Raw genomic sequence first — 18,275 nt, forward strand, 5'->3', positions numbered from 1 at the left:
GCGCATCATGCCGCAATGCGCGACGATTCCCTGGAGCCCGATGATCGGACCGAGGCGGAACGGCATCGCCGCGGCGGCGACGCCCCGCCCCCGCCCGCCAGGGGCGTACGACTGCCGTGGACCGCGGTGCCCGCGCACCTGCGGCTGGCGGTCGAGGCGCACCTCGGGGACCGCGTGACCGAGGCCGTCACCCAGCCCGGCGGCTTCTCCCCGGGCGTGGCCGCCCGCCTGCGGCTCGCCGGTGGCGGCAGGGCCTTCGTCAAGGCGGTCGGGCCCGAGCCGAGCCCGCTCAGCCCCGCTATCCACCGATCGGAGGCCCGGGTGGCGGCCGCCCTGCCGGTCACGGCGCCCGCGCCCCGGCTGCTCGCGTCCTTCGACGAGGACGGCTGGGTGGTCCTGCTGTTCGAGGACGTCGAGGGACGGCAGCCGGCCCAGCCCTGGGTCGCGGCCGAGCTGGGCCTCGTGCTGGGCGTGATGGCCGAGCTGGCCGAGTCGCTCACCCCCTCGCCCGCGGCCGTGCCGCCGGCCGCCGAGCGGTTCGCGGAGGAATACCGGGGATGGCGGCGCCTGGCCGCCGGCCCGGACGTCCTCGGCCCGGATGTTCTCGGCCCGGACGGATCCGACGTCGCGTGGGCCCGGCGGCACCTGGACCGGCTGGCGGAGCTGGAGGCGGGCTGGGGCCCGGCGGCGGAGGGCGACACGCTGGCCCACGCCGATCTGCGGGCCGACAACCTGCTGCTCGCCGCGGACGGGCGTGTTTACGTGGTGGACTGGCCCTGGGCGTGCCTGGCGGCCCCGTGGTTCGACCTGCTCGGGATGCTCCCGAGTGTGGTCATGCAGGGCGGGCCGCCGCCGGCCGAGGTCTTCGACGGCCACCCGGTCGCGGCGAAGGCGGACGGCGACGCGGTCACCGCGGTCCTGGCCGCCGTGACCGGCTTCTTCCTGCAGCGGGGAAGCCTCCCCCCGCCGCCGGGCCTGCCCACGCTCCGCGCGTTCCAGCTCGCGCAGGGCCGGGCGGCGCTGGCCTGGCTGCGGCGGCGGACCGGCTGGAGATGACAGCGGCGACCGCGCCGCGATCGGGCCCGTGCTCGCGGTGCGGCCGGCCATCTTTCCGGAGTCATGAGGGCGGCGAAGGGGCAGGCATGGAGCGGTGATCTCCGGTTGGCGCATGACCCTGGGTCGGAAACCGGGGAGCCCGCGTGGAACCCTGGGCGAGGGCGGCGGCGGAAGCCGTGACCGGCGGGACGGCTCGGCCGGGACGCGGTCCCGTCCGTCCGCCGATTTCGCGTGCGCGAGAGGAGAGCGAGAATGAATCCCGCCTCGGCCGCCGTGGGCGGCGCGGCCACCTTCGTCTGGCTCGGGATGGTGCTGGCGATCTCCTTCCTGGAGGCGCCCCTGAAGTTCCGCGCGCCGGGGGTGACGATTCCGATCGGGCTCGGCATCGGCCGGCTCGTCTTCCGCGCGCTCAACGCCGCCGAGGCCGTGCTGGCGGTCGTCGTGATCGCGGCGGTCGCGACCGGATCGCCCGCCACCGCCGCGGTGGTGCTCACAGCGGTCGCCGCGGCCGTCCTGGTGATCCAGGTCGCCGTCGTACGCCCGCCGCTCAACCGCAGGTCCGACCGCGTCCTGTCCGGCGATGACCCGGCGCTGCACCGGTCGAGGGCGCACCTCTACTACGTGGCGCTGGAGGGCGTGAAGGTCGTGTCGCTGCTCGCCCTGGGCTGCGTCCTGCAGGCCGTCTAGCGGTTCCTCCCGCCGGCGGGCCGCGGGCCGGTCCCGGCGGTCAGGGCGAGCAGCGTCTGACGCAGCGCTGTGCTCGTGGCCGCCGTGCACGGTGTCGGCCGCGCGCCCGCCGGGCGCCGCGGCGGCGCGTTCGAGTAGTTCCCCGGCACGTACGCCGAGACGGATCGGCTCCATGTCCGTCAGTCCGCCCCGGGCTCCACGCGGTGCCGCGAAAAGGCGATGGCCGTGGCCGGGAGACGGGCGTTAAGCTGGGCCGAGCACACGAAAACGCGGTCCCGGTTGGTAGCCCGGGCGCCCGCCGGGGCCTTCCGGGCCGGTGGTTTCCGTATCCGCCTCTCGTGTCCCCTCGGGGAACCTCGAAGGATGTCCGGTGTGCCGGAAAGCGGCTTCGCCAAGCCGCCTGTCGGCATACCTGTGGAGGCATCGTGGTTTCCCTGTCCGTCTGTTTCGAGAGCCCGTTCTGGGTGGGCGTCCTGGAGATCGTCGAGGACGGCGAGCTCCGCGCGACCCGGTTTGTGTTCGGATCGGAGCCCACCGACCCCGAGCTGCATGAGTTCCTCATGCGGCACGGGGTCGCCCTGCTCGAACGCGCGGAGGCGGCCCCCGCCGTACCCGTGGGGGAGAGCGGTGAGCGGCGGGTCAATCCCAAACGCGCGGCCAAGCTGGCCGCGCGAGCGGCGGCGCAGGTCACACGGCGCGGCACGGCCGCGCAGGAGGCGCTGCGGCTCGAACTGGAGAGCACCAAGAGTCAGGCGCGCGTCAACCGGCGCGAGCGCGAGCGCGCGCTGGCCGAGCACCGGCGCGAGGTCGCCCGCCGCAAGCGGATCGAGCGCCGCCGTGATCGCTGACTTCGCCCGTGGCGACCGAGGTTGCCGCCATCGTGACGGCAGGGCTTAGGCTTGAGGCTCTCTGGGGGTTGGAGGTCCTCTCGTGCTGGTTGACTCGTTCGGCCGGGTCGCGACCGATCTGAGGGTGTCGCTGACCGACCGGTGCAACCTGCGGTGCGCCTACTGCATGCCGCCCGAGGGCCTCGACTGGCTGCCCAAGCCCGACCTGCTCACCGGCGAGGAGATCGTCCGCCTGGTGACGATCGGCGTGGAGCGGCTCGGCGTCCGGGAGGTCCGCTTCACCGGTGGCGAACCGCTGCTGCGGCGCGAGCTCGTCGAGATCGTGGCCGCGACCGCCGGGCTGAGCCCGCGCCCCCAGGTGTCGGTGACGACCAACGGCATCGGCCTGGCCCGCCTCGCGGAGCCGCTCGCGCGGGCCGGCCTCGACCGCGTCAACGTCTCCTTGGACACGCTCGACCGTGAGGTGTTCGTCCGGCTCGCGCACCGCGACCGGCTGCGCGACGTGCTGGACGGGCTCGCCGCCGCGACGGCCGCGGGGCTCACTCCGGTGAAGGTGAACGCGGTGCTGATGCGCGGCGTCAACGAGCACGAGGCCGTGCCGCTGCTGCGCTTCTGCCTCGACCGGGGATACGAGCTGCGCTTCATCGAGCAGATGCCGCTCGACGCCCAGCACGGCTGGCGCCGCGAGGAGATGATCACGGCCGACGAGATCCTCGGGCTGCTGAAGGACTCCTTCGACCTCACCGAGGACGACCCGCGCGAGCGGGGCAGCGCGCCCGCCGAGCTGTTCCTGGTCGACGGCGGCCCGCACCGGGTGGGCGTGATCGGCTCGGTCACCCGCCCGTTCTGCGGCGCCTGCGACCGCGTCCGGATCACCGCCGACGGCCAGGTGCGCAACTGCCTGTTCGCCACCGAGGAATCCGACCTGCGTACGGCGCTGCGCTCGGGCGTGCCGGACGAGGAGCTGGCGGCGCGGTGGATCGCCGCGGTGCGGGGGAAGAAGGCCGGGCACGGCATCGACGATGCCGCGTTCCTCCAGCCGGCCCGCCCGATGTCGGCCATCGGCGGCTGACGAAGCCCGGAGAAAGCCCCGAGAGCCGAGAGCCAGAGAGAGTTCAGGGAGCGACCCGTGCTTCCCCGTTCCGGAACCGGCGCCGATGCGGCACCCAGCGTGCCGCCCTGCCCGCCGCCGTACGACGCCGTGATCCTGGCCGGCGGCCGGGCCGAGCGGCTCGGCGGCGCGGACAAACCCGGCGCGCTCGTCGGCGGGCTGCCGCTCGTCGAGCGCGTGGCGGCGGCGGTCCGCGACGCCCGCGCCGTGGTCGTGGTGGGCCCGCCGAGAGACATGCCGGGCGTGTCGTTCACCCGGGAGGACCCGCCGGGCGGCGGGCCGGTGCCGGCGCTGCGCGCCGGGCTCGCCGAGGTGACATCCCCGATGGTCGTGCTGCTCGCCGCCGATCTGCCGTTCGTCGTCGCCGGTCACGTCGGTGCGATCCTCGCGGCGGTGCCCGAGAGCGGTGCGGGGGCGGTGCTCGTGGACGACGAGGGCCGCGAGCAGTGGCTTACCGGTGCGTGGCGGACGGCGGCGCTGCGGACGGCGCTCGGCGCCTACCGGGGGCGGTCGCTGCGCGGGCTGCTCGGCCCGCTGGGGCCGGCGCCCGTGCGCCCGCCGGTGGCGCCCGGCGAGACCCCGCCGTGGTTCGATTGCGACACCGTCGAGGATCTCCGCGCGGCCCGGGAGCGGGCCCGGCGGCACGGGTGAAGGGAGTGCGCGTGAACGTACTGGAGGAATGGACGGCACTGGTCTGCCGTGAACTGGGCATCGACCCCGCCCGGGTGGACCGGACCGCGGTGCTCGACCTGACCAGGGATGTGGCACACGGTGTGGCGCGGCCGGCCGCCCCGTTGACCGCCTACCTGGTGGGGCTGGCGCAGGGGGCGGGCACCGCGCCGCCCGACGTGGTGGAGCGGGTGTCCCGGATGGCGAACGACTGGGCGGCGGCGACCGCGGAGCCACCCGCGACTCCCGACGCTCGCGATTCCTGACACCTCGCGGCCCCTGACACGCCGCGATTCCCGAGGCGCTGCGATTCCCGAGGCGCTGCGATTCCCGAGGCGCTGCGATTCCCGAGGCGCTGCGATTCCTGACACGCGCGGCTTCTGAAACGCCGAGGCTCCTGACTACGGCTGCCGCGGTCCCGGCGCGCCGCGAAGAGGGGAAGGGCGGGCGCCGGGGCCGCTCGGCGGAAGGGCCATCCCCTGCGGGGGACGACCGCGACGGCCGGTCCGTATGGCCATGCCACGTTGTAAAAAGGGCGACGCCGGGTGGTTACGGGGGCAAACCACCCGGCGCCGCTTCATCGGCGTTCCGACGGGGGCCCGGAACGCCGGCACCAGCGCTCCGACGGGGGACCAGAGCGCTTGGCTAAACTGTACACCTCTAACCACTGGGTTGCGTCAAGACTTTGTCACGACCCGATCTCGCGTCGATGCCGTGGTATCTCGTTTTGGTTAGACGAGGTCAAGTCCGGGGGTGGAGGAGGCTCGTGACCTCTTTGATTGGCCCCGATAACGGCAAGGTATGGCAAAAGGACCGCCCCCGCGACGAACAGGGCCTTGACCGGCCAAGGGGCCGGCACCGCCACGGCCAGAATGAGGCAGGCGAGCCGGATGCCCATCTTGATGAGATAGCTGATCTCCCGCTTGCGGACGTCGTCGGACAGCGACGGCTGGGCGTCCGTCACCTGGTGAACGACCGGGCGGTCTTTTCTCAACCAGCGCCATGGATTCACGATTTCCACGGTAGACCCCGAGGGAGGCGGGGGTGACGCCCGCACCGGCGTTACGATCACGCGACAGGCACAGGCAGGAGGACGTGATGTCGGATCGCACCTACCGGGTGACCGAGATAGTGGGCACCTCGGCTGAGAGCGTCGATCAGGCCATTCGCAACGGCGTCAGACGGGCCGCGCAGACGCTGCGGCATCTGGACTGGTTCGAGGTGACCGAGGTGCGTGGGCACATCGTGGACGGCGAGGTGGCCCACTTCCAGGTCGGCATGAAAGTGGGCTTCCGCCTCGAGGACACCGGATGAGGCCGGGCCGGCTGTGATCAGCTGGCCTGGCTGACCGTCGACATGTTGAAGTCGGGCACGCGGACCGGCGGCATGACGGCACGGGTGAACCAGTCGTTCCACTCGCGCGGCAGCGTCTGCTCGCTCGCGCCCACCTCGGTGAGGCGGCCGAGCAGGTCGACCGGCGACTCGTTGAACCGGAAGTTGTTGACCTCGCCCACGACCTCGCCGTTCTCCACGAGGTAGACGCCGTCCCTGGTCAGGCCGGTCAGGAGCAGCGACTGCGGATCGACCTCGCGGATGTACCACAGGCAGGTCAGCAGCAGGCCCCGCTCGGTCGAGGCGATCATCTCCTCCAAGGAGCGGCCGCCACCGGGCACCGTCATGACCAGGTTGTCGATCTGCGGGGTGGTGGCGAGGCCGGTCAGCTCGGCGGAGTGCCGGGTCTGCACGAGGTTGGCCAGCGTGCCGTCGCTGATCCACTCCGTGCGGGCCAGGGGCAGGCCGTTGTCGAAGACCGACTGTTCCCGGCCGGAGGAGTGCGCGACGACGAACGGGGCGCACTCGACGCCGGCCCCTGCCGGATCGCTGCGCAGCGAGATCGGCAGCGTCGAGAGCCGCTCACCCACCCGGGTGCCGCCGCCGGGCCGGGAGAACACCGTGCGGCCGTCGGCGGCGTCCCGCGCGCCGGCCGACCAGTACAGGTAGATCATCAAATCGGAGACCGCCGTCGGCGGCAGGAGCGTCTCGTAGCGGCCCGGCTCCAGGCTGATCCGCCGCTTGCCCCACTCCAGCCGCCGGACGAGCGTCTCGTCCAGGGCGGCCACGTCCACGTCGGAGAAGTCGCGGGTGGCCACACCCGTCCACGCCGAGCGCGACATGTCCGACGACTTGGCGTTCAGTTCGAGCCGCCCGGTCGGCTGGTCGTGGCGCAGCCGCAGGCCCGTGGACGAGCCGACGAACGTGGAGGTCATGATGTGTTCTGCGAAGCCGTACAGCCTGCGTCCCGAGGCGTCGGCGGCGGCGAACGCCTCCCCGAGCGCGGGGGCGAAGGTCCCGAACACGTCGATGGAGGTCGGCTCCACCGGACGCTCCCAGCCCTCCCCGGCCGTGCCCTCGACCAGCGGCCGGGCGTCCTCCGACGGCCGGGCCTCCCGTGCGGCGCGGTCCGCCGCGGCCACCACGTCCGCGAGCTGATCGGCGCGTACGGCGGAGCGCGAGACCACCCCCACCCCGGCGCCCACGACGGAGATGACGGTGAGCCGGGACGAGCGCGCGACCCCGTTGGTCGTCAGCGTGTTGCCGGCGAAGCGCAGGTTGGCGGTCGAGCCCTCGTCCACGATGACGACGCAGCCGTCGGCCTCGCTCAGCGCGAGCGCCCGCTCCACCGTCTCCTGCGGTGTGGTCACCCCGTCGCTCACTTGCTGCCACCCTCCTGGACGGTGTTGAGGATCCGTACGCCGCGGAACAGTGCCGCAGGGGCGCCGTGACTGACCGGCGCGACCTGGCCCGGCTGGCCCTTGCCGCAGTTGAAGGCGCCGCCGAGCACGTACGTCTGCGGGCCCCCGACGGCCTCCATCGAGCGCCAGAAGTCCGTGGTGGTCGCCTGGTAGGCCACGTCGCGCAGCTGCCCGGCCAGGCGGCCGTTCTCGATGCGGTAGAACCGCTGGCCGGTGAACTGGAAGTTGTATCTCTGCATGTCGATCGACCAGCTCTTGTCGCCGACGACGTAGATCCCGCGCTCGACCCGCGAGATCAGCTCGTCGGTGGACGGGCCGTCCGCGGCCGGCTGGAGCGACACGTTGGCCATCCGCTGGATCGGCACGTGCCCGGGGGAGTCGGCGAACGCGCAGCCGTTCGACCGCCCGAGGCCCTTCAGCAGCGCCATCCGCCGGTCGAGCTGGTAGCCCACCAGCGTGCCTTCGCGGACGATGTCGAACGACTGGCCGGCCACGCCCTCGTCGTCCCAGCCGACGGTGGCCAGGCCGTGCTCGACCGTTCGGTCGCCCGTCACGTTCATCACGGGCGAGCCGTAGTGCAGGGTGCCGAGCTGGTCGAAGGTGGCGAAGGAGGTGCCGGCGTAGGCCGCCTCGTAGCCGAGGGCCCGGTCCAGCTCGGTCGCGTGGCCGATCGACTCGTGGATCGTGAGCCACAGGTTCGACGGGTCGACCACCAGGTCGTACGGCCCGGCCTCGACCGAGGGCGCCTTGAGCTTCTCGTCGAGCAGGTCGGGGATCTCGGCCAGCTCGGCGGGGAAGTCCCAGCCGGTGCCGGTCAGGTACTCGTACCCCCGGCCGGCCGGCGGGGCCAGCGTGCGCATGTCGTCGAACCGGTCGCCGTCGGCCCGCATCGCGGTCAGGACGGGGTGCAGCCGCACGCGCTGCTGCGTGGTCACCGTGCCGGCCGTGTCGGCGTAGAACTTCTGCTCCTTGACCTGCATTAGCGAGGCCGAGACGTGGTCGACCCTGCCGAGCAGGCCGGACGACCACTCCGCGAGCAGCGCCGCCTTGTCCGGCAGCGGTACGTCGAACGGGTCGACGTCGTAGGCCGACACCCAGGTCACGTCGTCGTACACCGGTTCGGGGGCGAGTTCCACCGGCTCGCGGTTGATGGGCGCGCTGACCGCCGCCACCCGCACGGCCTCCTCGGCGGCCCGGACCGCCGCCTCCGGGGTCAGCTCGATCCCGGACGCGAAGCCCCACGTGCCGTCCTTGATCACCCGTACGGCGAAGCCGAGGTCGTCGGCGTCCGAGGACCCCTCGAGCCGGGCGTCGAACAGGCGCAGCGTCTCCGCGCGTACGCGTTCGAGCCGGAACGAGGCGTGCTCGGCTCCCAGGTCACGGGCGCGCTGCAGGGCCGCGTCCGCCAGCCGCCGCAGCGGCAGGGCGAGGAAGTCGGGGTCGATCTGGCGCATGTCCACGATCCTAACCCTGTGATCTTGTGCCCAGCGGACAAGTGGAATACCCCCGGGTAGCCGATACGGTCGGTCGCATGGTTCGCTCTGTTCTCGTCACCGGCGGAAATCGCGGCATCGGCCTCGCGATCGCCCGCGAGCTGTCCGCCGCGGGGGACGCCGTCGCCGTCACCTACCGTTCCGGCGAGCCCCCGGAGGGGCTGTTCGGGGTTCGCTGCGACGTGACGAGCTCCGCCGACGTCGACGCCGCCTTCGAGAAGGCCGAGGCCGAGCACGGCCCGGTCGAGGTGGTCGTCGCCAACGCGGGGATCACCAAGGACACGCTGCTGCCGATGATGAAGGAGGAGACCTTCACCGACGTCATCGACACGAACCTGACCGGCGCCTACCGCGTCGCCAAGCGGGCTGTGCGGCCCATGCTGCGGCTGCGGCGCGGGCGCATCATCCTGATCTCCTCCGTCGTCGGCCTGTCCGGCTCCGCCGGCCAGACCAACTACGCCGCCTCCAAGGCCGGCCTGGTCGGCTTCGGCCGGTCGCTGGCCCGTGAGCTCGGCTCGCGCGGCATCACGGTCAACGTGGTCGCGCCCGGGTTCGTGGAGACCGACATGACCGCGGTGCTCGACGAGGCGCAGCAGGAGCAGATCCGCAAGAGCATCCCGCTCGGGCGGCAGGCGCAGGCCGAGGAGATCGCCCGGGTCGTCAGGTTCCTGGCGAGCGACGACGCCTCCTACATCACGGGGGCGGTCGTCCCCGTGGACGGCGGCCTCGGCATGGGCCACTGAGCGAACGACAGACTGGAGCTGGACATGGGTTTGCTGGACGGGAAGCGACTGCTGGTCACCGGCGTCCTCACCGACTCGTCGATCGCCTTCAACGTGGCGAAGCTGGCCCAGGAGGAGGGCGCCCAGGTCGTGCTGACCGGTTTCGGCCGCCTCAGCCTGGTCGAGCGCATCGCCAAGCGGCTGCCCGAGCCGCCGCCGGTGATCGAACTGGACGTCCAGAACGACGACCACCTCGACACGCTCGCCGACCGGGTCGGTGCGCACCTCGACGGATTGGACGGAATCGTCCACTCGATCGGGTTCGCCCCGCAGTCCTGCCTCGGCGGCAACTTCCTCAACACCTCCTGGGAGGACGTCGCCACGGCGGTCCACGTCTCGACGTTCTCGTTCAAGTCGCTCGCCGTCGCCTGCCTGCCGCTGATGAAGGAAGGCGGCGCGGTCGTCGGCCTGGACTTCGACGCGACCAAGGCGTGGCCGGTCTACGACTGGATGGGCGTGGCCAAGGCCGGGCTGGAGTCGTGCTCCCGCTACCTCGCCCGGGACCTGGGCAAGCACGGCATCAGGGTCAACCTCGTCGCCGCCGGTCCGCTGCGCACGATGGCGGCCAAGAGCATCCCCGGGTTCAAGGAGTTCGAGGAGGCCTGGCCCGAGCGCGCCCCGCTCGGCTGGGACCTGGCCGACACCGCCCCCGCCGCCAAGGCGTGCGTGGCGCTGCTGTCCGACTGGTTCCCCGCCACCACCGGCGAGATCGTCCACGTCGACGGCGGCGTGCACGCGATGGGCGTCTGACGGCGTCCCCTCGCGTCGTCCCGCGTTCCGCGGGCTCACGGGCCGCGGCGCAGTCTTGCCGCGGCCCGTCCCCGCGCTTAGCATCTGGGCGTGTCTGACTCCCGCCCGTTCTCGTGAGTGGGCTTGGGCTGTCAGCGAGCGTGGTGCCCGGGCCGCCCCGTCCCCGTATGCCGCCGGACGGCGTCGCCCGCGGCGACGTGGCCGCCGAGACTCCGGTGTGGGGACCATGGGACGACCAGAGCGCGACCTCAGCCCCGAGGAAGGGCCCGTACAGGCGTTCGCCGTCGCGTTGCGGCGGCTGCGCGAGGAGGCCGGGTCGCCCCCCTACCGTGCTCTGGCGGAAAGGGCGCACTACTCGCCCACGGTCCTGTCGCGGGCCGCGGGCGGCCGCGCACTCCCGAGCCTGGAGGTCACGCTCGCCTTCGTACGGGCCTGCGGCGGCGACGAGGACGCGTGGGCGCGGCGCTGGCAGCAGGTCAGCGAGGAGCTGTCGGCGTCCGCGAGGGCATCGGCGGAGCCCGCCGTCGACGTCGATCCGTGCCCGGCGCCCGGCGCAGCGGGGGCCGTATCGTCCGGCGCGTCCGGCGGGGCGGGAGGCCGGCCCGGCGCCAATCTCGTGCGCGGCAGTGCCGGCCGGTCGACAGGCCGCCGGAGCCTGCCCGCACCGGTCGCGGCCCTCGCCGTCCTCGTGGCCCTCGGGGCCGTCGGCGCGACGGCGCTCGGTCTCGCCGGGCACGACGGGCTCGCGCCCGGCTGGCGGGCGCGCAACCAGCACGTCACCGAACGGGTGGTGGACGCGAGCAGGGCCGAGGACATGGACGGCGACGATCCCCGCGCCCGCGGGTGCGGGACCGACCTCGAGACCATCGAGACGCTCGACGCGGTCCCGCTCGACCTGCCGGACGGCACGAGGTTCGGGACGCTCCGGCTGCGGCGCAGCCCCGGGTGCGACACGGCCTGGGCGTCGGCGTACTTCGACAATCCCCGCCTTTACACGGTCTGGCTCGCCGCGCACCGCCCGGCGGACAAGGCCCAGGTCCGCTCCCAGTGGTCCAACAACACCCCGCCCGGCAGCTACGGCGACATGCTCTCCCTCGCTCCCGGGTGCGTGTGGGTGGAGGGATGGGTGGTCACCGGGCAGGGGGAAGGCCCCCACGCGAGGACCCGCTGTCTGCGCTGACCCCGCCCGGCTCCCCTCACCCGCCCGCTCGGCCTCGCGCTCGGGCGTTCGCGCCGCGGGGGCCGCTCACCCCCGTGCCCGGGCGCTCGCGGTGGCCGGCCCGGCGCCGCAGCACCAGGCGTACGCCGTGGCGACCACGTCCGGCGCGTAGACCTGGTCGGAGTACGCGTCGGTGCCATAGGAGACGTAGGCCTCCGTACAGGCGCCGGAGCCGGTGCCGCGGCACACCTCGACCGTCAGCGGGCCCCTGTGCCCTCCGCCGGCCGTGACCCTGGACCAGTTGGTCCGGCACGTGCGGGAGTAGCGCAGTTCGACCGTGGCGTCCGCGCGCCAGGCCGGGCGTCCGTTCCGGTCGTGGAACCAGAGCCTCGAACTGGCGACGGTGTACGCGTCGGAGTCGCATCCGGTGTCGACGGGGTCGGTTCCGTCGCACAGCCCCCTGCCGGGGTTGAGCGAGCACAGTGTTCCCGAGCGGTGGGGCAGGCGCCCCGGCTCGGTCCCCGCCGGCGCCGGTCCCGCGTTGGCCCCTCGCGATCCGGAGGGAGCCGGCGGGGAACCCGATCCCGAACCCGCGCCCGATCCCTGCCCGGCCCACGCTCCCGTAGCGGTCCCCGCGAGCACGACGGCCGCGGCGACCGGACCGACGGCGAGTGCCTTGAAACCGGCGCGCAGGACGCTCCACCTCGTCACGGAACTTCTCCCTCCCTGCCCGGCACCCTTACCGGTGCCACCGGGAAATGGATAACCCGCCGCGATCGGATGTGGCGACGGCAGGGCGCGCAGCCGCACCAACGGGCATCAACGCGCACCAACCCGTCACACCGTGCGCCGCGCATCAACGCGTGAAACCGGGCGGCGTCACACGGCACGCGGCGCCCGCGAACCCGGGACATGTCACCGGGACATCACCGTGACGCGGCGCCGGCGAACGGGATAGCGGCGGGGGAGGTGTCTTCGGGCGCGTCCACCGGGTGCCGCCACAGTCCCCTGCGGCGCAGCAGGGGCAGCACGCCCTCGCCGAACCAGTAGGCCTCCTCCAGGTGCGGATGACCGGACAGCACGAACTCGTCGATGCCGAGCGCGTGGTACTCCTCGATCCGCTCCGCCACCTCGGTGTGGCTGCCCACCAGGGCCGTGCCCGCGCCGCCGCGGACCAGGCCCACCCCGGCCCACAGGTTCGGCGAGACCTCAAGCGCGTCGGTGCGGCCCCCGTGCAGGGCCCGCATCCGCCGCTGCCCCTCCGACCCGCTGCGCGACAGACCCGCCTGGACCGACGCGACGACCTCCGGATCGAGCGCGGACAGCAGGCGCTCGGCCTCCGCCCACGCCTGCGCCGAGGTGTCCCGGCTGATCACGTGGAGCCGGATGCCGAAGCGCACCTCGCGGCCGGCGGCGGCGGCCTCCCGGCGGATCCAGGCGAGCTTCTCGGCGACCTGTGCGGGCGGCTCGCCCCAGGTCAGGTAGACGTCGCTGTGCCGCGCCGCCACCGGGCCCGCGGCCGGGGACGATCCGCCGAAGTACACGGCAGGCACCGGGGACGGCACCCGGCTCAGCGCGGCGTCCGCGACCCTGACGTGCCTGCCCTCCAGGGTGACCCGTTCCCCGCGCCACAGGGCGCGTACGACCGTGAGGAACTCGTCGGTGCGCTCGTAGCGCTCGTCCTTGGCGAGGAAGTCGCCGTAGGCGCGCTGCTCGTGGTCCTCGCCGCCGGTGACGACGTTGACCAGCAGGCGCCCGGACGAGTGCCGCTGGAACGTGGCGGCCATCTGCGCGGCGAGCGTGGGCGACAGCAGCCCGGGCCGGAAGGCGACCAGGAACTTCAGCCGCTCGGAGTTCGCGACCAGCATGGCGGTGGTCAGCCAGGCGTCCTCGCACCAGGCGCCGGCCGGGGTGAGGGCGCCCTCGAACCCGAGTTGCTCGGCGGCGCGCACGATCTGGCCCAGGTACGTCAGGGTGGCCGGCCGGTCCCCGCCTGCCGTGGTGATGTCCGTGCCGTGCCCGCCGCCGACGAGGTAACGGCTGTCGCCGTACGTGGGCAGGAACCAGTGGAACGTCAGTGTCATGGGACTCCCCTCAGGACGCGGCCGGCAGCCGACGGCGCGGCGGAGGGCTGCCGGACAGGACGACGATGGCGGACATGGCGGAACCTCCGTCAGACGGGGACCGGACGCGGATGGGCCGGATCCGGGATCAGATCAGGCCGTGCCGTGGGGGCGGGGTCCGGTTCAGCGCGTACCTGCCGATGTGCTGGATCTTCCAGCGCACCGGATCGTGCAGGGTGTGGGTGCGGGCGTTGCGCCAGTGCCGGTGCAGGTTCAGCGAGTCGAGCGCCGACCTGGTGCCGGACACCTCGAACAGCGCGTCGCTCACCTCGACGGCGGCCGGGTCGGCGAACGCCTTCGCCGTGGCGACCGCGATGGACGCCGCCGCGGCGGTCTCGTCGTCGAGCCGTTCCCGCGCGCGGTCCACCGCCCGCCCGGCCTCGCCCAGAAGCGCCTCCGCGGCCCGTACGGAGACCTCCAGCTCTCCGAAGCGCTGAATCGTCAGGGGGTCGTCGGCGGCGGCGTCGAGGCCGCTCTCGAACCACGGCCTACTGCGGGTGCGCACGAACTCGGCCGCCTCGGTGAGCGCGGCGCGGGCGATGCCGACGTCGATCGCGGCGTGCAGCAGCTGCGCGTGGGCGCCGTGCAGTTGCGGCCCGGTGAACGTCAGGTGATGGGGGACCACGCGGTCGGCCGGCACCCGCACGCCCTCCAGCCGGACGGTGCCGCTGGCCGTGGTGCGCTGGCCCATGCCCTCCCAGTCGTCCACGACCGTGAGGCCGGGCGCGCCGGCCGGCACATAAGCGACGACGAGCCGGTCGGAGGGGTCCTTGGCCAGCACGGTGATCCAGTCGGCGAACAGGGCTCCGGTCGAGTAGTGCTTGACGCCGTCGAGGACGAAGCCGCCGTCGTCGGCGGGACGCAGCCGGGTGCGGTAGTCCTGCACGTGCCGGGTGCCCGCCTCCGACTGGGCGTTGCCGAACCGCCTGCCCGCAAGGACCTCGGCGAAGAAGAACGCGCGCTGCGCCGCCGACCCCTGCTGCCGCAGCACGTTGACGTACACGAAGTGGCTCTGCGGGATCTGGGCGATGTTGGGGTCGGCGGTGGCGAGCAGGCGGACGACCTCCGCCAGCGTGGCGGTCCGCACGTCGGCGCCGCCGTGCTCGCGGGGGACGGTGACGCCGAGCAGGCCGCTCGCCGACAGCTCGGCCAGCTCGGCGTGCGGGAGCTCGCGGCGGGCGTCGCGTCCGGCGGCGCCGCTCGCGAACCGGCGGGCCAGCTCGGCGGCGACGGCGAGGGCCTCCTCGTCGCCGGCGACGACGTGCGCGGTCCCGGGCGTGTCGACGAGATCGGTCATGGGATCAGGCCCGGGCCGGTTCCACCGGAAAGGCGCCCTTGGCCGCGAGTTCGTCCTCCAGCTCGCGGATGATGGGCAGCACGTGGCGGCCGAAATACTCGACCTCCTCGTGGTAGTGCAGGAAGCCGAGCAGGAGCAGGTCGACGCCGCGCTTCTTGTACTCGATCGCCCGGTGCGCGATCTGCTCCGGCGTGCCGATGAGGCGGGTGCGGAAGCCGTCGTTGTACTGCACCAGGTCCTCGAAGGAGGAGTCGGCCCACATCCCCCGTCCGTCCTGGGTGGACCGGCCGGCCTGGCGGACCGCGTCGCGGAACCCGTGGACCGCCTCGACGTCGGCCTTGGCCACGATCTCGCGCAGCGTCTCGCGTGCCTCGGCCTCGGTGTCCCTGGCGATGAGGAAGCCGTTCAGGCCGAACCGTACCCGGCGGCCGTGGGCCCGCGCCGCCGCGCCGACCTCCTCGATCTGCTCGGTGACGCCGTCGAAGTCCTTGCCGTTGCTGAAGTACCAGTCCGACACCCGGCCGGCCATGGCGCGCGCGGCCGTGGAGTTGCCGCCCTGGAAGATCTCGGGGTGCGGGCGGTCCGGCCCGGAGAGCGGTTTGGGCTGCAGGTCGTATCCGTGCAGCCGGTAGAAGTCACCCTGAAACCGGGCCTTGTCCTCGGTCCAGCTCGCCCGAAGGACGCGGATGAACTCCTCGGCCCGGCGGTAGCGCTCGTCGTGCTCCAGCCACGGCTCGCCCAGGGCGGTGAACTCGCCCTTGAACCAGCCGCTCACCACGTTGACGGCGGCCCGGCCGCCCGCGAGGTGATCGGCGGTGCTGAGCAGCTTGGCCAGCACCGCCGGATGCCACAGGCCCGGGTGCACGGCGGCGATCACCTTCAGCCGCTGGGTGGCGAGCAGCAGCGCCAGGCTGAAGCTCGTCGACTCCTGCTGGAAGGCGGCGCCGTAGCTGGCCATGTACCGCACCTGGGACAGGGCGTACTCGAAGCCGTTGTTCTCCGCGAGCACCGCCAGCTTCCGGTTGTAGTCGTAGCTCCAGTCGGTGCGCTGCTCGATCGTGCTGGTGACGAGCCCGCCGCTGACGTTGGGCACCCAATAGGCGAACCGCAGCGGCTCGGAACTGACGTTCGCGGACACGAAGGACCCCTTCCATGCATTTCCTACTCAGACAATAGGAATCGTATGGCGGTCATGCCGGAAGTTCCACACACGATCGGCGGGGGAGTGATAGGGCCGCCCTTTCAGCCCGCGACGCGCGTGCCGTCACCGCACTCGCGCGCCCGGTCCAGGAGGAACCGGTGCAGGTCGCGGGCGACCCGGGGGCCGGACGCGGCGCGCTGTGACTGGATCACCAGGAGGACCTCCGCCACGCGCCGCGCCAGCGGCCGGTAGGTGATCGCGCCGCTGCGCAGGAGAGGGTCGCCGGCCACGCTGAACTCGGGAAGCACGGTGGCGCCGAGCCCCTCGGCCACCATCAGCTTGCCCATCTCCGCGCCGTCCGTCGAATACGAGAACGACGGCGTCCTCCCGCCGAGGAGGCGGTGAACCAGGCGGTGCATGACATAACCGGCGCGCATCACGATCAGAGGCTCGAGGAGGAGATCGGCGACCTCGACCGCGGGCAGCGAGGCGAGCGGGCTGTCCGGGCGCACGCACACGACGGGGCGGCCGCGCAGCAGTTCGGTCGTGGCGAGGTCGGGCGGCAGGTCGTCGCCGCTCAGGTAGTTCACCAGGCCGAGGTCGAAGCTCCCCTCCCGGATGCGCCGGTGGATCTCGGCCTGCTGTGCGCCGACGACCTCGACCTGCGTCGCCGGATGGGCCTCGCGGAACGCCCGTACGGCGGGGATCAGCAGCGGGACGGTGGCCGCGTTGACCGTGCCCAGCCTGACCAGGCGGGCCGTGCGGTGCTGCTCGTCGGCCGCGCCGCGCAGGCGGTCCACCGCCTCCAGCACTCCGTTGATGTACGGCAGCAGCTCGCGGCCCTTGTCGCTGATCGTGGCGCCGGACCGGCGCCGTTCCAGGAGGTCGACGCCGAGCTCGCGCTCCAGGTTGCGCACGGTCTCGCTCAGGGCCGGCTGGGACAGGTGCAGATGGCCGGCCGCCCGGCGCAGCGAGCCGAGGCGGGTCACCGCACGGATGTACTCAAGCTGCTCGATGCGCATCGTCGTGCACCTCGTCCACGGGGTTCGCCGGTGGTGTTCAAGGGCGACCCTACCGTCCGTTCGGCAATTTTCCTACTTAACAAGTAAAGAATGTTGCCTAACCTGGTGAGCGAGAGACGGCGCGACGCGCCGCACACGAGAGGAGACGACACGTGACCATCGCTCACACCGGCCGGGCGGACTGGACGGACGGCCCGACGCCGCGCACTCCCGACGAGTGGATCGCCCGTGCCGGGGAGGTGGCGGCCGTCCTCGCCGTGGACGCCGCCGAGCGTGACAAAGCCGCGAAGACGCCGTACGCGGAGATCGGGCTGCTCAAGGACTCCGGCCTGGTCACGCTGCTCGGACCGGCCGAGCACGGCGGCGCGGGGCAGGACTGGCCCACCGCCTACCGCGTCGTCCGCGAGGTGGCCGCGGCCGACGGCTCCATCGGGCAACTGCTCGGCTATCACTACCTGTGGAACTGGGCGGCGCGCCTGGTGGGCACCCGCGAGCAGTGGGAGCGCGTCGAGGCCGACGCCGCCCGGCACCGGTGGTTCTTCGGCGGGGCCGTCAACCCCCGCGACCGGGACATCGTCGTGCGCGACGAGGGCGACACCCTCGTCTTCGACGGCCGCAAGACCTTCTCCACCGGCAGCAAGGTCTCCGACGTCACGGTCCTGGAGGGCGTGCTGGAGGGCACGGACAAGCACGTCTTCGCCATCGTCCCGTCCGCCGCCGAGGGGCTGACCTTCCACGACGACTGGGACAACATCGGCCAGCGGCTGACCGAGAGCGGCAGCGTCACGGTCGCCGGCGTGCGCGCGCCGTGGAGCGACGCCCTCGGCTACGTGGACAAGGAGTTCCGGCCGCGCGTCTACGCCACCCTCAACGTCCCCACGATCCAGCTCGTGTTCGTCAACTTCTACCTCGGCATCGCCAGGGGGGCTCTGGAGACGGCGCTTGCGTACACGAGGGAGCACACCCGCCCGTGGCTGCACGGCGGGCACGAGCGCGCGGTCGACGAGCCGTACGTCATCGACCTCTACGGCGACCTCACCGCCAAGCTGTGGGCGGCCGAGGCGTTGGCCGACGAGGTCGCGAGGGAGGGCCTGTGGCTCCACCTCAACCCGGACGAGGTCACCCCCCGCCTGCGCGGGGAGCACGAGGTGCGGGTGGCCGCGGTCAAGGCCCACGCCACCGACGTGGCTCTGGAGGTCACCTCGCGGATCTTCGAGGCGACGGGAGCCCGCTCGACCGCGTCCCGATACGGGCTCGACCGGTTCTGGCGCAACGTGCGCACCCACACCCTGCACGACCCCGTGGCGTACAAGCGCCGTGAGGTGGGCGTCCACCGCCTGCGAGACGAGATCCCCGAGCCCACCTGGTATTCCTGAGCGCGGGG

Annotated in this window: 19 protein-coding genes; 11 read left to right on the forward strand and 8 right to left on the reverse strand. The window is 72.9% G+C overall.

The window, feature by feature from the left end; translation table 11 throughout:
• Positions 1-15: 15 nt before the first annotated feature.
• The 6 genes from AB0O28_RS17570 (at position 16) to AB0O28_RS17595 (ending at position 4,637) form a co-directional block, all read left to right on the forward strand.
• Entirely contained in the window at positions 16-1,056 is a 1,041-nt protein-coding gene (locus AB0O28_RS17570; protein ID WP_363641223.1) for an aminoglycoside phosphotransferase family protein, read from the forward strand.
• 252 nt (positions 1,057-1,308) lie between these two features.
• On the forward strand, positions 1,309-1,743 hold the full coding sequence (locus tag AB0O28_RS17575) for a hypothetical protein (protein WP_363641225.1): 435 nt from the start codon (positions 1,309-1,311) through the stop codon (positions 1,741-1,743).
• A gap of 425 nt (positions 1,744-2,168) precedes the next feature.
• Positions 2,169-2,591, forward strand: a complete 423-nt coding sequence (locus AB0O28_RS17580) for a YjdF family protein (protein ID WP_363641227.1) — start codon at positions 2,169-2,171, stop codon at positions 2,589-2,591.
• A gap of 82 nt (positions 2,592-2,673) precedes the next feature.
• Positions 2,674-3,663 (forward strand): GTP 3',8-cyclase MoaA, encoded by a 990-nt coding sequence (gene moaA, locus AB0O28_RS17585; protein ID WP_363641229.1) that lies wholly within the window; start codon positions 2,674-2,676, stop codon positions 3,661-3,663.
• Positions 3,664-3,720: 57 nt separating this feature from the next.
• Positions 3,721-4,353 (forward strand): NTP transferase domain-containing protein, encoded by a 633-nt coding sequence (locus tag AB0O28_RS17590; RefSeq protein WP_363641231.1) that lies wholly within the window; start codon positions 3,721-3,723, stop codon positions 4,351-4,353.
• 11 nt (positions 4,354-4,364) lie between these two features.
• Complete coding sequence (locus AB0O28_RS17595) at positions 4,365-4,637, forward strand: DUF6457 domain-containing protein (RefSeq protein ID WP_363641233.1); 273 nt, start codon at positions 4,365-4,367, stop codon at positions 4,635-4,637.
• A gap of 422 nt (positions 4,638-5,059) precedes the next feature.
• Here the strand turns inward: AB0O28_RS17595 and AB0O28_RS17600 are convergent, their stop codons facing one another.
• A complete protein-coding gene (locus AB0O28_RS17600; protein ID WP_363641235.1) occupies positions 5,060-5,383 on the reverse strand; it encodes a DUF3099 domain-containing protein in 324 nt (107 codons plus the stop codon).
• A gap of 86 nt (positions 5,384-5,469) precedes the next feature.
• On the opposite strand from AB0O28_RS17600, the gene AB0O28_RS17605 reads away from it, so the two are divergent.
• On the forward strand, positions 5,470-5,685 hold the full coding sequence (locus tag AB0O28_RS17605; RefSeq protein WP_363641237.1) for a dodecin: 216 nt from the start codon (positions 5,470-5,472) through the stop codon (positions 5,683-5,685).
• A 17-nt stretch (positions 5,686-5,702) separates the two neighbouring features.
• On the opposite strand, the gene AB0O28_RS17610 is transcribed toward AB0O28_RS17605, so the two are convergent.
• Together AB0O28_RS17610 and AB0O28_RS17615 are read right to left on the reverse strand one after the other, a co-directional pair.
• Complete coding sequence (locus AB0O28_RS17610) at positions 5,703-7,085, reverse strand: metallopeptidase TldD-related protein (protein WP_363641239.1); 1,383 nt, start codon at positions 7,083-7,085, stop codon at positions 5,703-5,705.
• On the reverse strand, positions 7,082-8,578 hold the full coding sequence (locus tag AB0O28_RS17615; RefSeq protein WP_363641241.1) for a TldD/PmbA family protein: 1,497 nt from the start codon (positions 8,576-8,578) through the stop codon (positions 7,082-7,084). The genes AB0O28_RS17610 and AB0O28_RS17615 overlap by 4 nt, the downstream gene beginning before the upstream one ends.
• Positions 8,579-8,655: 77 nt before the next feature.
• On the opposite strand from AB0O28_RS17615, the gene AB0O28_RS17620 reads away from it, so the two are divergent.
• The 3 genes from AB0O28_RS17620 (at position 8,656) to AB0O28_RS17630 (ending at position 11,329) form a co-directional block, all read left to right on the forward strand.
• On the forward strand, positions 8,656-9,360 hold the full coding sequence (locus AB0O28_RS17620; protein WP_363641243.1) for a beta-ketoacyl-ACP reductase: 705 nt from the start codon (positions 8,656-8,658) through the stop codon (positions 9,358-9,360).
• A gap of 24 nt (positions 9,361-9,384) precedes the next feature.
• Positions 9,385-10,149, forward strand: coding sequence for an enoyl-ACP reductase FabI (fabI, locus tag AB0O28_RS17625; protein WP_363641245.1), 765 nt, complete (start codon positions 9,385-9,387; stop codon positions 10,147-10,149).
• 226 nt (positions 10,150-10,375) lie between these two features.
• Entirely contained in the window at positions 10,376-11,329 is a 954-nt protein-coding gene (locus tag AB0O28_RS17630; protein ID WP_363641247.1) for a helix-turn-helix domain-containing protein, read from the forward strand.
• A 66-nt stretch (positions 11,330-11,395) separates the two neighbouring features.
• Here AB0O28_RS17630 and AB0O28_RS17635 read toward each other — a convergent pair whose 3' ends face one another.
• The 5 genes from AB0O28_RS17635 to AB0O28_RS17655 form a co-directional block, all read right to left on the reverse strand.
• Positions 11,396-12,019, reverse strand: coding sequence for a DUF2690 domain-containing protein (locus tag AB0O28_RS17635; protein WP_363641249.1), 624 nt, complete (start codon positions 12,017-12,019; stop codon positions 11,396-11,398).
• Positions 12,020-12,234: 215 nt separating this feature from the next.
• Entirely contained in the window at positions 12,235-13,392 is a 1,158-nt protein-coding gene (locus tag AB0O28_RS17640; protein WP_363641251.1) for an LLM class flavin-dependent oxidoreductase, read from the reverse strand.
• Positions 13,393-13,519: 127 nt separating this feature from the next.
• Positions 13,520-14,728 (reverse strand): SfnB family sulfur acquisition oxidoreductase, encoded by a 1,209-nt coding sequence (locus tag AB0O28_RS17645; protein ID WP_363641253.1) that lies wholly within the window; start codon positions 14,726-14,728, stop codon positions 13,520-13,522.
• A gap of 4 nt (positions 14,729-14,732) precedes the next feature.
• Positions 14,733-15,866: a dimethylsulfone monooxygenase SfnG gene (gene sfnG, locus AB0O28_RS17650; RefSeq protein WP_363641255.1), complete on the reverse strand. Its 1,134-nt coding sequence runs from the start codon at positions 15,864-15,866 to the stop codon at positions 14,733-14,735.
• Positions 15,867-15,970: 104 nt separating this feature from the next.
• Positions 15,971-16,891: a LysR family transcriptional regulator gene (locus tag AB0O28_RS17655; RefSeq protein ID WP_363641257.1), complete on the reverse strand. Its 921-nt coding sequence runs from the start codon at positions 16,889-16,891 to the stop codon at positions 15,971-15,973.
• A 152-nt stretch (positions 16,892-17,043) separates the two neighbouring features.
• On the opposite strand from AB0O28_RS17655, the gene AB0O28_RS17660 reads away from it, so the two are divergent.
• A complete protein-coding gene (locus tag AB0O28_RS17660) occupies positions 17,044-18,267 on the forward strand; it encodes an acyl-CoA dehydrogenase family protein (RefSeq protein WP_363641259.1) in 1,224 nt (407 codons plus the stop codon).
• The last annotated feature ends 8 nt before the right edge of the window (positions 18,268-18,275 follow it).

The sequence above is a fragment of the Microbispora sp. NPDC088329 genome (genome assembly GCF_040685655.1).
GTDB lineage: Bacteria > Actinomycetota > Actinomycetes > Streptosporangiales > Streptosporangiaceae > Microbispora.